Here is a 12898-nt window from a genome sequence, read left to right as displayed (position 1 = left end):
GCAGTGTCGCCCGCGGGCGGAGGGGTCGTCAAACGTTTTCGAAAATGATTTCCACGCTAGGGTCGGATGCCATGACGAGGCGCCCGACCATTCACGACGTCGCCGCGGCGGCCGGGGTCTCGGTGGCCACGGTGTCGAAAGCGGTGAACGGCCGCTACGGCGTCTCGCCCGAGACGGTGAGCCGCGTGCTCGACGCGGTGGAGACCCTCGGCTACGAATCCAGCCTCGTCGCGAGCAGCATGCGCTCGCGTCGCACCGGCGTGATCGGCGTACTCGTGGCCGACATCGAGCCGTTCTCGGCCGAGATCCTCAAGGGCGTCGGGGGAGCCCTGTCCGACACCGGGTACGACCTGCTCGCGTACACCGGTGCCCGCCGCGACGGCGAAGGGTGGGAGCGTCGCTCGCTCAGCCGCCTGAGTGGAACGCTCATCGATGCGGCGATCATCGTCACCCCCACGGTCGTCAACGTCTCGGGCGAGGTGCCGATCGTCGCGATCGACCCGCACACGGGCCGGGGCGATGTGCCGACCGTCGAATCCGACAGCTACACCGGCGCGCAGCAGGCGGTGCACTATCTGGCGCAGCTCGGTCACCGCCGCATCGGCTTCATCGCGGGGCGTCCCGACCTGCGCTCGGCGGTCGCCCGCGCCTCGGGGTACCGGGCGGGACTCGCGGCCGCCGGCATCGCCTTCGACCCCGCTCTCGTCGGCGTCGGCCGCTACGCCCAGGACGTCGCCCGCGAGGCCGCCGAGGCCATGCTCTCGCTCGACGATCCGCCTACGGCGGTGTTCGCGGCGAACGACCTGTCGGCGTTGTCCATCATCGAGGTCGCCGGCGCGCGCGGACTGACCGTGCCCGACGACCTGTCGGTGGTCGGTTTCGACGACGTCCCCGAGGCCGCGCGCGCCCAACCGGCCCTGACCACCGTCCGCCAGCCGATGAAGCGCCTCGGCGCCGAGGCCGTGCGGATGGTGCTGACGCTCCTCGCCGGTGACACTTTGCCCGAGACGCACATCGAACTGCCGACCCGCCTCGTCGCGCGCGGGACGACGGCGCCCCCGCGCGTGCGCTGAAGCAGGCGGGGCGGGGGACGCCGGCATCCGGCGCCTCTTCCGCAACGTGCGGACACGTCTCGAACCGTCCGGACCCACCGACGCTCGACGCTCGTTCGCCGCGTCCGCACCGCCCGTCGCGCGCCGCGACACCCCCCGGCTCCGGTACCGTCGAAGAATGCCTACCGCGAGCAGTAAAGACGACGAGGTCGACCTCCTCATCGACGCCTGGTCGCAGCTGCTGCCCGAGGTCGACCTGACACCCCTCGACGTGATGTCGCGCCTGCGTCGCGCGGCCTTCCACCTGTCGAAGCTCCGCGCGAAGGCCTTCGCGAGTGCCGACATCGCCGTGTGGGAGTTCGACGTGCTCGCGGTGCTCCGGCGCGCGGGCACCGAGCTCAGCGCCACGCGCCTGATCACCGCCACCATGATCGGCAGCGCAGCGATGACCAACCGCCTCGACAAGCTCGCCGAGCGCGGCCTCGTGAACCGACGCCCCAACCCCTCCGACGGTCGTGCGATCCTCGTCGCGATCACCGCCGAGGGCATCGAGCGGGTGGATGCCGCGATGACCGAGCTCGTCCGCCTCGAGGCCGACGCCCTGCGCGATGTCAGCCGACAGGACCAGGCCCTCCTCGCGAGTGCCCTGCGCGTCCTCGCCGCCGGCGAGACGCACGAGGCGTGATCGACCTCGCCACCGCTCTGACCGAGCGCCCCGTCATCCTCGATGGCGGCCTCGGCACGCTGCTCGAGGCGCGCGGAAACGACGTCACGAGCGACCTCTGGTCGGCGCGAGTGCTGCGTGACGACCCCGACGAGGTGCGCGCCGCCCACGCCGAGTTCGTCGCCGCGGGCGCCGAGGTCGTGATCACCGCGTCGTACCAGATCGGTTTCGCCGGACGGATTCCGGATGCCGAGGTCGAGGCGCTGCTGCACCGTTCGGTGGCCGTGGCGCGAGAGGCCGGCGCGGCGGTGGTCGCGGCATCCGTCGGCCCGGTCGGAGCGCTCCGCGCCGACGGCAGCGAGTACACCGGCGCGTACGGGCTCTCGCTCGCCGAGCTGCGCGAGGCTCACCGCCGACGCTTGCACGTGCTCGCGGATGCCGGAGCCGACGTCCTCGCGACCGAGACGATCCCCTCGCCGCTCGAGGTGGAGGCCCTCGCGCTCGAGCTCGCCGCGCTCGACATGCCCGCTTTCGTCAGCCTCTCGGCCGACAGCACCGGTTTCGCGGGGCGCGGGGCGCTCGCCGCGGCACTGCGCGAAGCGGCATCCGCTCCCGGTGTCGTCGCCGTGGGCGTCAACTGCTGCGCCCCCGGCTCGGTGCTGCCCGCGCTCGAAGACGCCCCGGGCCTGCCGCTGGTGGTCTACCCGAACACGGGCGAGACCTGGGATGCCGCGACCCGCACCTGGCACGGCGGCGCCGCCCCGCTCGCCGACGAGGCGCCCGCGTGGGTCGCCGCCGGCGCGCGTCTGGTCGGCGGTTGCTGCCGGTCGACGCCCGCCGACATCGCCGCGATCGCGGCCGCGGTGCGCTGAGATCCGCTCGCGCCGCCCGTTCCCGACGTCGCGTCAGTGACTGTCGATGATTCGGTCGAGCCATTCGGCGAGCAGGGCGCGCTCGGGGGCTGAGAGGGCGGTGAGGTCGTCGGTGACCGCGCGCAGGGTGATGGCGGCGGCGCGATGGGCGGCGGGCATCTCGTCTGCCGTGGACTCTTCCTCTTCGACGAGAATGCGATCGAGGACGGCGTCGAGCAGAGTGGTCGCGAGCTCGGGGTCGCGCTCGCCGATCGGCTGTTCGAGGAGCGACAGAATGGCGCCCGTGCCGGCGGCGTGGATCAGCGCGACGGCGCGAGCCTCGGCGACGCGTAAGAGCCCCGCCGCGGCCACGCGGCGCACTCGCTCCTCGAGCGCGCGGACGCCGTTCGCGAGGGCGGGGGAATCCCGGCCGCGGCGCGGGTCGCTGAGGATGACGTAGAGGTCGGCGTTGTCGAGGCCGAACCGCACCGTCTCGCCCCACGCTTCGCGGAGTTCGCCCACCGGATCCGTCGAGGCGGGGGCAGACGTCAGGGCGGAGGTCTTCGACGCGCTGAAGAGGGCCATCGCGTGCTCGGCGACCGCGTCGAGCAGGCCGTCCTTGTCGCCGAACAGGCGGTAGATCGTCGGAGCCTGAACGCCCGCGCGTTCGGCTACCGCCCGCGTCGTGACGCCCGCCGACCCTTCGGTGCGGAGGATCTCCGCCGCGGCTCCCACGATCCGCTCACGCACGTCGTCTCGGGGCGCCGGAGGAGTCATGGTTCGACGATAACAAACACTTGTTATCAGCGGTAATCGCTGTTAGCTTCTCACTGTTTCCATCGATAACAGAAGGAGCATGACGATGATCACCATCACCGGCGCAACCGGCGCCCTGAACGGCCGGACGGTCGACCACCTGCTGGAGACCGTCGGCCCCGCGGACCTCACTCTCGTCGTCCGCGATCCCTCTCGCGCCGGGCGATTCGCCGAGCGCGGAGTCGCGGTTCGTCGCGGCGACTACGCGGACCCGACGAGTCTCCCGTCGGCGTTCGAGGGTGCCGATCGGTTGCTCCTCGTCTCGTCGAACGATCGGGGCGCCGACGCCGTCGCCCTGCACGCCGCGGCCGTCGACGCCGCGCGGATCGCCGAGGTCGGTCACGTGCTGTACACGAGTCATCAGGGTGCCCACGCGGTGTCCCCCTTCGGTCCCGCGCGCGACCACGCGGCGACCGAGGCGCTGCTCGCCGCCTCGGGCCTGCGGTGGACGGCGCTGCGCAACGGGTTCTACGCGCACTCGCTCGAGTGGATGCTCGGGCCGTGGCGCGAATCGGGCGTCGTGGCGGTGCCCGCCGAGGGGTCGGTGTCATGGACCTCGCGCGAAGACGCGGCCGAGGCGGCGGCGGTTCTCCTTTTGCGCGACGAACTGCCTCAGGGGCCCGTGACGCTCACGGCGGCCGACGCACCCCGTTTCGCCGACCTCGCGCGCTGGGCGGGAGAGGCGGCCCACCGCGACGTGGGCTTCGAGGTGGTCGATGAGGACGAGTGGGCGCGCACGGCCCTCGCGGCCGGCCTCCCCGAGGGTGCGGTCTACTTCACTCTGGGGTTCTTCCGCGCGGCGTCCGGTGGCTTCTTCGCTGGAACCGCCCCGACGCTCTCAGACCTCCTCGGGCGTGAGCCCGTCACGGCGAGGAGCGTCGTGGAGTCGCTCGTAGGCCCGCCGTCCGCGTGAGGGGTCAGACGTTGTCGCCTGGGGTGCCTCGACGCGACGATTCCTGACCCCTCACGCGGGGGTGTGGTCAGTCGAAGTCCGCCGCGAGGGCGTTGCGGTGGTACTCGAAGATGATGCTCGTGCGCGTCGAGGCGACGCTGTGCCGAGCGGAGAGGTGGTCGACGACGAAGCGGCGCACGGCCGACGAATCGTCGACGGCGATGTGCACGAGGAAGTCGTCGGCGCCGCCGAGGAAGAACAGCTGGATCACGTCGGGGTGGCGGCGGATCTCGTGCGCGAACGCGCGGATGCTCTCCTGCCGCTGCCCCGGGCGCAGGGTCACCCCGACGATCGCCTGCAGTCCGCGGCCGAGGCGACTCTGGTCGACGGCGGCGTGGAACCCGGTGATGAGCCCGCGGTCGACGAGGCCCCGTAGGCGGGCATGGGCGGTGGATGCCGCGACCCCGAGCTCCTCGGCGAGGGCGGCGTTCGTCATCCGCGCGTCGGCCGACAGCAGCTCGATGATGCGCGCGTCGAGGGGGTGCAAGTCGTCGTCGGCCACCGTAGATCCTTCGCGTCGTCGAGCACAGTGGGGGTCATTCAGCCGATGATATCGCCAGGCAAGCCTCAAGAACCGAAGAATCTGCGCAGAAACACCACGGAAACACTCTTTTCTGCGATCCTCTCGGCAACGCTCATCCGCTCGAGGAGGAACCCATGCGCGTGTCCGTGCCCACCGAGATCAAGAACAACGAGAACCGCGTCGCCATGACGCCCGCGGGGATCGATTCGCTCGTCCATCGTGGTCACGAGGTCTTCGTGCAGGCGGGCGCGGGTGAGGGCAGCGGCTTCTCCGATGAGCAGTACCGCGCGGCCGGGGCCGAGATCGTCGACACCGCCGAAGAGACCTGGGCGCGCGCCGAACTGCTGGTGAAGGTCAAAGAGCCCATCGCTTCCGAGTACGGATTCCTGCGCCGCGACCTCACGCTCTTCACGTACCTGCACCTCGCGGCCGACCGGCCGCTGACTGACGCCCTGATGGCCGCCGGTACCACGGCCGTGGCTTACGAGACGGTGCAGACCGCCGACCGCGCGCTGCCGCTCCTGGCGCCGATGAGCGAGGTCGCCGGTCGGCTGTCGATCATCGAGGGCGCCCACCACCTGCTGCGCGCCTCGGGCGGGTGCGGGCTGCTCCCCGGCGGCGTCCCCGGCACCCCGAGGGCGAAGGTCGTCGTGATCGGCGGCGGCGTCGCGGGCGAGCACGCCGCGGCCAACGCCCTCGGACTCGGCGCCCGCGTCACGGTGGTCGACATCTCGCTGCCCAAGCTCCGTCAGCTCGAGGAGCGCTTCGGCGGCGCGATCGAGACCCGCGCGTCCACCCGTCTCGAGATCGCCGAGCAGCTCGCCGACGCCGACCTCGTGATCGGCTCGGTGCTCATCCCCGGCGCCGCAGCTCCCAAGCTCGTCACCGACGACATGGTCGCCGCGATGAAGCCGGGCTCGGTGCTGGTCGACATCGCGATCGACCAGGGCGGCTGCTTCGAGGGCTCGCGTCCGACCACGCACGACGCGCCCACCTTCCGCGTGCACGAGGCGCTGTACTACTGCGTGGCGAACATGCCGGGCGCGGTGCCGCACACCTCGACGCGGGCGCTGTCGAACGCCACCCTGCCGTACATCACGCGCATCGCCGAGCAGGGCTGGGAGGCCGCGGCATCCGCCGATCCCGCCCTCGCCAAGGGCCTGAACGTGCGCGCCGGCGTGGTCGTGAACGAGGGCGTCCGCGCCGCCTTCGACCTCTGAGCCGGTGGGCGTGCAGACGCCCGGCCGTCAGCCGCGCACCCAGGCGTAGGTGATCTCGGGGCGGCCCTGTCCGCCGTAGCGCGGCACACGGCGGACGCGACCCACGTCGGCGAGGTGCTCGAGATAGCGGCGGGCGGTCACGCGCGACATGCCCTCGCTCTCACCGACCTCGGTCGACGACACCGCGCCCGCGGCGGTGCGCACCCGCTCGGCGACGGCCTGCAGCGTCTCGTCGCTGAGGCCCTTCGGCAGCCCCGGAGCGGTCACGGTGCGCAGCGACCCGAGCAGGGCGTCGACCTCCGACTGGGTCGCGTCACCCGCCGCGCGGTCCAGACCCTCGACGTAGGAACGGTACGCTTCCAGCCGCTCCCGGAACGCCGCGAACGCGAACGGCTTGATCAGGTACTGCACGACCCCGATCGACACGGCCGCCCGCACGGTCGCGGCGTCGCGCACGGCCGTCACGGCGATGATGTCGACGCGCGATCCGGTGGCGCGCAGTCGGCGTGCCACGTCGAGACCCGAGCCGTCGGGCATCGTCATGTCGAGCAGGACGAGATCGATCCGCCGGTCGGGATCGACCAGCGCGGTGACCGCGGCGCGCGCCCCCGCGGCCTGCCCCACGACCTCGAAGCCCGGCACCCGCTCGACGTACGCGCTGTGGAGTTCGAGGGCGAGGGCGTCGTCGTCGACGACCAGCACGCGGATCACGAGACCACCGCCTCGGCGACGGCGGGAAGGAAGACGCGGACGGTGGTGGGGTCCGCCACGACCTGCAGGGTTCCGCCGTGGGCGGCGACGATATCGCGGACGAGGGCGAGGCCCACGCCCCGGCCGCCGGGGGCGTGCGCCGGCTTGGTCGACGCCCCGAAGGCGAACGGGTCGGGCAGCGACGGGTCGAAACCGGCCCCGCTGTCCGAGACGTCGAGCACCACGTCGCCACCGCCTTCACGCAGGGTCGCGCGCACCCATCGGGGTTCGGCGCCGGCCGCTGCGGCATCCAGGGCGTTGTCGACGAGGTTTCCCACCACGGTGACCGCCTCGGCCGCGGCGAGGGGGAGTGCGGGCGTGGGCTCGGCGACGTCGAGGTCGAGGCGCACTCCGCGCTCGGACGCCTCGTCGAGCTTGCCGAGCAGGAGGGCGACGACCACGGCGTCGTCATCGTCCGAGACGAGGCGATCGGCGAGCTCCTGCCGTTCGCCGGTCGAGGCCACGATCAGACGGCGGGCCTCGTCGATGCGTCCGAGTTCGAGCAGCGCCAGCAGGGCGTGCAGCCGGTTGCCGTGCTCGTGGGTCTGGGAACGGAGGGTGTCGCTGAGGGTCCGGACCCCCTCGAGCTCACCGAGTAGCGCCTGCAGCTCCGAGCGGTCGCGCAGCGTCATGACCCGGCCGCGCTCGGGCGCGCGACGCCCCGCGAGATCACGCGCTTCCTCCTGGTTGACCAGCAGCACCCGCTCTCCGTTCACGACGGTCTCCTCGACCATGCGCCGACCGCTCGCGATGGCCACGGCGAGGCTGGCGTCCATGTCGACTTCGCGCGGATCGAGTGAGACCTGCCCGCTGGACGCGGGCGGAAGGCCCAGAAGGTCGGCGGCTTCGTCGTTGTAGAGGACGATGCGTCCGGAGCGATCGGTGACGACGAGACCCTCGCGGAGCGAGTGCAGCACCGTCTCGTAGCTCTCGACGAGGCGCGACAGTTCGGCGGGCGTGTACGAACCGGTCACGCGTCGGGCACTGCGGCGGACGTAGAGGGCGCCGAGTACCCCCATCCCGACGATGGCGGCGGATGCCAGCACGATCAGCGGTGCGCGAGCGGCGAGGTCCTGCTGCACGGCGCCGAGCGTGACCCCGACGGCGACGAGGCCCACGATGTCGCCGTTCTCGTCGCCGCCGTCGCGGATGGGGACGATGGTGCGCACCGAGGGGCCGAGAGTGCCCTCGTAAACCTCGGTGAAGGTCTGCCCGGCGAGGGCCTCGGCCCGCGAACCGATGTACTGCTCGCCGATCTCGGACCGGTTGCGGTGGGTGAGACGGATGCCGTCGCGGGTCATGATCGTGACGAACGACAGGTCGGCGTCGGGGAGGATCTGCTCGACCATCGGCTGCAGCGCACCGGAGTCGCGCTGCACCACGAGAGCGGCCACGTCGGGCTCGTGCGCCAACGTCTCGGCCACCGAACGCGTGACCTTCTCGGCCTCGCGCTGACCGGAATCGCTCAGCTGCACCGACAACAACGCCGCCAGGACGCCGGCGACCAGGATCACGACCCCGAGGGACACCAACGCCAGGCGTCCACCCACGCTCAGTCTCATCACCCCGCCCTTCGTCGCGCTTGCCGTGAACAATACGACCACAAATCGCCCGCACGTCCCGCGTCGATCAAAGTCATGACATCAACCGGCGCCCCCGCCGGACTCAACGAAGGCGTTAGAAAAGGGGAAGTCGCTCATGGCACTCTCACTCCGCACCACACGCGACGGCCGGCCTCGCAAGAAGATCGACCGCAATCACTGGCTCTACATCTCCGTCATCGTCGCGGTCGTCGCCGGTGTCATCGTGGGCCTCGTCGCCCCGCAGTTCGCCACGGCCCTCGAGCCGATCGGGAAGGGCTTCGTCAGCCTCATCAAGATGATGATCGCCCCGGTCATCTTCTGCACGATCGTCGTGGGCATCGGCTCGATCGCGAAGGCCTCCACGGTCGGCAAGATCGGTGGGCTGGCGATGGTCTACTTCCTGGTCATGTCGTCGTTCGCCCTGATCATCGGCCTCGTCGTCGGCAACATCATCCACCCGGGCGAGGGTCTGAACATCGCCGGCGCTCAGTACGACGCACCCGCCGCCGAGGCGACCTCGACCCAGGAGTTCATCCTGGGCATCATCCCCACGACGTTCTTCTCGGCGTTCACCGGCGGCAGCATCCTCCAGGTGCTGTTCATCGCCCTTCTCGTGGGCTTCGCCCTGCAGGGCATGGGCGAGCGCGGGGCGCGCATGGTCGAGGGCATTCGCAACTTCCAGGTGCTCGTCTTCCGCATCCTCGGCATGATCCTCTGGCTCGCGCCGATCGGTGCCTTCGGTGCCATCGCCGCGGTCGTCGGCAAGACCGGTTTCCAGGCCGTGATCAGCCTCGGCATCCTGATGGGCGCCTTCTACCTCACGTGCTTCCTCTTCATCGCGGTGGTGCTGGGCACGCTCCTGTATGTCGTGACGCGCGTCAACATCTTCACGCTGATGAAGTACCTGGGCCGCGAGTACCTGCTGATCGTCGGCACCTCGTCGTCCGAGGCCGCTCTTCCCCGCCTCATCGCCAAGATGGAGCACCTGGGTGTCTCGAAGCCGGTCGTGGGCATCACGGTCCCGACGGGCTACTCGTTCAACCTCGACGGCACCGCGATCTACCTGACGATGGCCTCGCTCTTCATCGCCACCGCGATGGGTTCGCCCATGTCGATCGGTGAGCAGATCGGCCTCATGATCTTCATGATCATCGCGTCGAAGGGCGCCGCCGGTGTCACCGGTGCCGGTCTCGCCACCCTCGCCGGTGGTCTGTCGGCCTACCGCCCCGACCTGGTCGACGGTGTCGGCGTCATCGTCGGCATTGACCGCTTCATGTCCGAGGCCCGCGCCGTCACCAACTTCACGGGCAACGCGGTGGCCACGATGCTCATCGGCGTCTGGACGAAGGAGTACGACGGACAGCGCGTCCGCGAGGTGCTCGCCGGCAACATCCCGTTCGACGAGACGATCCTCACCGGACACGACCACTCGGCCACTCCCGCGGCGGATGCCAAGGAGCAGGCGTCCGCCCAGGTCGGCGCGGGCCCCGCGGCCACCGTCGACACGCAGTCGCTCGACGCCTTCCGCGCTCAGGCCGAGGCGGAGGCCGCGGCACGGGGTCGCTCGTGACTCTGACGCACCACACCTCGGCGGGGGCGGCTTCGGCCGCCCCCGCCCCGGCGCGTGTCGACCTCGCGCGCACCTGGATGCTGCGCTCGCCGCTGGCGGGCGGGCTCGAGACCGCGGCCGACGTGCTCGTGCTCGATCTCGAGGACGGGCTCCCCGCAGGTCGGAAGGACGAGGGCCGCGAGCGGGTGCGCCGCGCGGCAGCCGAGGAGCCGGTCTGGATGCGTATCAGCGCCGCGGGAACCCGCGACGGAGAGGCCGACCTCGCCCTCGGCCGAGAGCTCGACGATCGCCTCGCCGGTGTCGTGCTGGCCATGTGCGCCGGTCCCGACGACGTGGCCCATGTCGCGGCATCCCTCCCCTCCGGCACCTCGATCGTCGCGATGGTCGAGTCGGCCGCGGCGCTCCTGGCCGCGCCCGCCATCGCCGCCCACCCCGCGACTCGTCGCCTGGCCTTCGGGACCGGCGACTTCCGGCGCGATACGGGCATGGCGGCCGACCGCATCGCGTTGTCGTGGCCGCGGGCGCAGCTCGTGGTGGCGTCGGCCGCGGCGGGGATCGCCGGGCCGATCGACGGCCCGTGCGGGCCGATCGAGCAGGCGAAGGATGCCGCGGTGCACGCGGTCGCGATGGGGTTCACCGGCACGCTCGCTCTTCGGGATGCCGCCGTCCCCGGCGCTCACGCGGGTTTCACCCCCGCTCCCGCCGACGTCGAAGCCGCCCGGGCGCTGCTCTCCACGACGCCCGAGGGGCCGGTCGACGGGTCGTACGCCCCCACATTGGCGCGGGCGCGGGCGCTCATCGAGCGCGCCGAGGCGCTCGCGGCTCTCTGACGGACATACGGGACGCTCCCGCGGTCAGCCCCGCCGGAACCACCGCCGACGCCGCGCCGGCGCGGCCACCGCGGCCGCTTCCAGACGTGCCCTCCGCCGCTCGATCCACGCCTCCACCTGGGCATCCACGTCGACCGTCGGGGTCACGACGGGCGGGCCGCCCTGGAGCTGCCGCCGCGCTTCGATCACGCGGCGGTTGAAGTCTTCGACGGCCTCGCGCACCTCGGGTTCGTGTGCGATGGCATCCAGCCGCTCGGCCATCTCGGCGTGCTCGACCCGCAGGGTCAGAGCGGGTGGGCCCAGGCCGGTCAGCTGTTCGGTCTCGATCTTGCGTCGGATCCACCAGTCCGGGTCGTGGGAGCCGCCCAGATCGGGGAGAGGCTTGCCCGCGCCCGGAAGGTTGTCGAACTCGCCGCGTCGGATGGCCTGCTGGATCGAGGTCTCGACGAAAGCGGCGCGCTCCGCGGCGGTCGAGCCCCGCGCGGGACCCTCGTGCTCGGCGGGTTCCGGCTCGAGGCCGGCGTCGCGGAGCTGTCGGTCCAGGCGGTAGCGCTCGGCGGCCTGACGGGCGTCGTCGCTCACGCCGCCTCCCGCCCCTCACGCTCCAACCGCGCCAGTCGCTGCCGCGCCATGTCCTGGGCGCGGGGGCCGGATCCGAGAGCCCGTTCGGTGACGCGCAAGATGACGCGCGTGAGCGTCAGGACGGGGAGGGGCCAGCGCCGCACCCCGAGCATCTTCCGATACCGGCGGGGGATGGTCGCCACCGCCGCGGCGAACAGCACGCGGTACGACAGGCCCATGAGGCCGCGGAACGGCGGCTTGCGCAGAAAGCGCACGACGTCGGCGACGCGCTCGTCGCCGCGCAACTCGCCACGGTCGGCGAAGCCGTCGATCTCGGCGCGCAGGGCGGCACGGGTCAGGGGCGGGTCCACGACCCGCATGAGGCGGCCGGCCGTCGCCCAGTCGGCGACGTACGCGTCGGGCCCGCCGGGGATGGGCAAGCGCGACACCTCGTGCCCCGCCAGGAACGCGTCGGTGAAGGCGAGGTGCACCCATCGCACCAGATCCGCCGCCTCAGCGGTGTAGGCGCGTTCCGAACCGTCCCCGGCCCGGTACTCGCCCTTCACGCGTTTGTGGAATCGGCCGACGCGCGCGGTTTCGGCATCCGCCTGGGTCTTCGATCCGTACGTCAGGGTGATGACCCACCGGACGGTTCCGGTGAGACGGCCGATCGGATCCTCGCGATACCGCGACCAGTCGTGCACGCCCGCCAGGGCGCCGGGGTGCAGTGCCTGCAGGAGCAGGGCCCGGATGCCGGCGACCAGGGTCCCCATTCCGGCGTGCACGGTCCACGCGGGGCCGTTCTCGACGAAGTATCCGGTGTCGTCGCCGTCGGCGATGGCGCGCACGTAGGGCGCCATGCCGGTGGGGTCTCCCGCCAGGGCGACGAGGATCTTCCCGCGCAGCGACTGGATCCAGCCGGGCACGGGTCTCGAAGCGTCGATCGTCACCCTTCCAGCGTGCCACCGTCTGAGCGGGCGGGCTCCGCTGGCGGGATCAGTGTCCCTCGTGCGAGATGACGGGGACCGTTCCGTCGTCGCGGAGGAGGACGGCGTTCTGCGTCGCTCCGAGAGCGGGGGTGACCACGACGGCGATGACGGCGGCCGCCACCAGCAGGCCGACGACGCTCATCGGCTGAGCGGTGCGCGGCGCGCGCGAATCCCGGGCGGTGCGGCGCACGTGCAGGGCCGCCGAGGCGCCCACGACGACGAGCAGCAGGGATGCCGCGGCGACGCCGACGATGCTCGTGTGAGCGGGCGCGGCGAACATCAGGGCCGCCGTGAGGGCGAGGGCGCCGAGCGCTCCCGCGAGGACCGTCCGCGGAACGACGAGTCGTCCCGTGGACAGGGCAGCCGCGCCCCACGCGAGTGAGGCGAGGCCGAGGATCACCATCCGATCCCGAGGCCGCTCGCGACGGCCCCGGAATCGGGACGGATGATCGCACCCGCGCCGAGGGCGGCGGTGGTGAGGCCGGCCCCCCAGGCGGATACGGAGGGCCACGACCGCACGAAGGTCGCGGCGGTCAT

Annotated in this window: 15 protein-coding genes; 7 read left to right on the top strand and 8 right to left on the bottom strand. The window is 71.9% G+C overall.

Annotated elements, in window-relative coordinates:
* Window positions 1-71 precede the first annotated feature (71 nt).
* From AB6V31_RS14635 to mmuM, 3 genes are all read left to right on the top strand, one after another.
* Window positions 72-1073, top strand: coding sequence for a LacI family DNA-binding transcriptional regulator (locus AB6V31_RS14635; RefSeq protein WP_369366504.1), 1002 nt, complete (start codon window positions 72-74; stop codon window positions 1071-1073).
* A gap of 157 nt (window positions 1074-1230) precedes the next feature.
* Window positions 1231-1737, top strand: a complete 507-nt coding sequence (locus tag AB6V31_RS14630) for a MarR family winged helix-turn-helix transcriptional regulator (RefSeq protein ID WP_074695288.1) — start codon at window positions 1231-1233, stop codon at window positions 1735-1737.
* On the top strand, window positions 1734-2588 hold the full coding sequence (gene mmuM, locus AB6V31_RS14625; RefSeq protein ID WP_369366502.1) for a homocysteine S-methyltransferase: 855 nt from the start codon (window positions 1734-1736) through the stop codon (window positions 2586-2588). Before AB6V31_RS14630 ends, mmuM begins: the two co-directional genes overlap by 4 nt.
* 33 nt (window positions 2589-2621) lie before the next feature.
* Here mmuM and AB6V31_RS14620 read toward each other — a convergent pair whose 3' ends face one another.
* Window positions 2622-3344 (bottom strand): TetR/AcrR family transcriptional regulator, encoded by a 723-nt coding sequence (locus AB6V31_RS14620; RefSeq protein WP_369366500.1) that lies wholly within the window; start codon window positions 3342-3344, stop codon window positions 2622-2624.
* A gap of 85 nt (window positions 3345-3429) precedes the next feature.
* Here AB6V31_RS14620 and AB6V31_RS14615 point away from each other — a divergent pair, with 85 nt between their 5' ends.
* Window positions 3430-4296 carry an NAD(P)H-binding protein gene (locus AB6V31_RS14615; protein WP_369366498.1) on the top strand — a complete coding sequence of 289 codons (867 nt, stop codon included), beginning with the start codon at window positions 3430-3432 and terminating at the stop codon, window positions 4294-4296.
* Window positions 4297-4363: 67 nt separating this feature from the next.
* Here AB6V31_RS14615 and AB6V31_RS14610 read toward each other — a convergent pair whose 3' ends face one another.
* Entirely contained in the window at window positions 4364-4837 is a 474-nt protein-coding gene (locus AB6V31_RS14610; protein ID WP_251508517.1) for an Lrp/AsnC family transcriptional regulator, read from the bottom strand.
* Between the two features lie 155 nt (window positions 4838-4992).
* Here AB6V31_RS14610 and ald point away from each other — a divergent pair, with 155 nt between their 5' ends.
* Entirely contained in the window at window positions 4993-6078 is a 1086-nt protein-coding gene (gene ald / locus AB6V31_RS14605) for an alanine dehydrogenase (RefSeq protein ID WP_369366496.1), read from the top strand.
* A 27-nt stretch (window positions 6079-6105) separates the two neighbouring features.
* On the opposite strand, the gene AB6V31_RS14600 is transcribed toward ald, so the two are convergent.
* Window positions 6106-6789, bottom strand: coding sequence for a response regulator (locus AB6V31_RS14600; RefSeq protein ID WP_268104763.1), 684 nt, complete (start codon window positions 6787-6789; stop codon window positions 6106-6108).
* Window positions 6786-8390 (bottom strand): ATP-binding protein, encoded by a 1605-nt coding sequence (locus AB6V31_RS14595; RefSeq protein ID WP_369366494.1) that lies wholly within the window; start codon window positions 8388-8390, stop codon window positions 6786-6788. The genes AB6V31_RS14600 and AB6V31_RS14595 overlap by 4 nt, the downstream gene beginning before the upstream one ends.
* A 136-nt stretch (window positions 8391-8526) precedes the next feature.
* Here AB6V31_RS14595 and AB6V31_RS14590 point away from each other — a divergent pair, with 136 nt between their 5' ends.
* Both AB6V31_RS14590 and AB6V31_RS14585 read left to right on the top strand, forming a co-directional pair.
* Complete coding sequence (locus AB6V31_RS14590) at window positions 8527-9981, top strand: cation:dicarboxylase symporter family transporter (RefSeq protein ID WP_369366492.1); 1455 nt, start codon at window positions 8527-8529, stop codon at window positions 9979-9981.
* Entirely contained in the window at window positions 9978-10811 is an 834-nt protein-coding gene (locus AB6V31_RS14585; RefSeq protein WP_369366491.1) for a CoA ester lyase, read from the top strand. Before AB6V31_RS14590 ends, AB6V31_RS14585 begins: the two co-directional genes overlap by 4 nt.
* A 24-nt stretch (window positions 10812-10835) precedes the next feature.
* Here AB6V31_RS14585 and AB6V31_RS14580 read toward each other — a convergent pair whose 3' ends face one another.
* The 4 genes from AB6V31_RS14580 to AB6V31_RS14565 are packed head-to-tail and all read right to left on the bottom strand — an operon-like array spanning window position 10836 to window position 12898.
* On the bottom strand, window positions 10836-11393 hold the full coding sequence (locus tag AB6V31_RS14580; protein WP_056224077.1) for a DUF1992 domain-containing protein: 558 nt from the start codon (window positions 11391-11393) through the stop codon (window positions 10836-10838).
* Window positions 11390-12322 carry an oxygenase MpaB family protein gene (locus tag AB6V31_RS14575; protein ID WP_369366489.1) on the bottom strand — a complete coding sequence of 311 codons (933 nt, stop codon included), beginning with the start codon at window positions 12320-12322 and terminating at the stop codon, window positions 11390-11392. Before AB6V31_RS14575 ends, AB6V31_RS14580 begins: the two co-directional genes overlap by 4 nt.
* A gap of 46 nt (window positions 12323-12368) precedes the next feature.
* Window positions 12369-12764, bottom strand: coding sequence for a hypothetical protein (locus tag AB6V31_RS14570; protein ID WP_369366488.1), 396 nt, complete (start codon window positions 12762-12764; stop codon window positions 12369-12371).
* Complete coding sequence (locus AB6V31_RS14565) at window positions 12758-12898, bottom strand: hypothetical protein (protein WP_369366486.1); 141 nt, start codon at window positions 12896-12898, stop codon at window positions 12758-12760. The genes AB6V31_RS14570 and AB6V31_RS14565 overlap by 7 nt, the downstream gene beginning before the upstream one ends.

Origin of the sequence: Microbacterium sp. 16-032 (assembly GCF_041079455.1) — a bacterium.
Taxonomy (GTDB): Bacteria; Actinomycetota; Actinomycetes; order Actinomycetales; family Microbacteriaceae; genus Microbacterium; species Microbacterium testaceum_A.
Note: the sequence above shows the minus strand (reverse complement) of the source record. Positions and strands in the feature narration are given on the sequence as shown.

Coding starts and splice junctions, on each gene's coding strand:
- AB6V31_RS14635 (WP_369366504.1), top strand. CDS start 72: ATGACGAGGCGCCCGACCATTCACGACGTCGCCGCGGCGGCCGGGGTC.
- AB6V31_RS14630 (WP_074695288.1), top strand. CDS start 1,231: ATGCCTACCGCGAGCAGTAAAGACGACGAGGTCGACCTCCTCATCGAC.
- AB6V31_RS14620 (WP_369366500.1), bottom strand. CDS start 3,344: ATGACTCCTCCGGCGCCCCGAGACGACGTGCGTGAGCGGATCGTGGGA.
- AB6V31_RS14615 (WP_369366498.1), top strand. CDS start 3,430: ATGATCACCATCACCGGCGCAACCGGCGCCCTGAACGGCCGGACGGTC.
- ald (WP_369366496.1), top strand. CDS start 4,993: ATGCGCGTGTCCGTGCCCACCGAGATCAAGAACAACGAGAACCGCGTC.
- AB6V31_RS14595 (WP_369366494.1), bottom strand. CDS start 8,390: ATGAGACTGAGCGTGGGTGGACGCCTGGCGTTGGTGTCCCTCGGGGTC.
- AB6V31_RS14590 (WP_369366492.1), top strand. CDS start 8,527: ATGGCACTCTCACTCCGCACCACACGCGACGGCCGGCCTCGCAAGAAG.
- AB6V31_RS14570 (WP_369366488.1), bottom strand. CDS start 12,764: ATGGTGATCCTCGGCCTCGCCTCACTCGCGTGGGGCGCGGCTGCCCTG.
- AB6V31_RS14565 (WP_369366486.1), bottom strand. CDS start 12,898: ATGACCGCCGCGACCTTCGTGCGGTCGTGGCCCTCCGTATCCGCCTGG.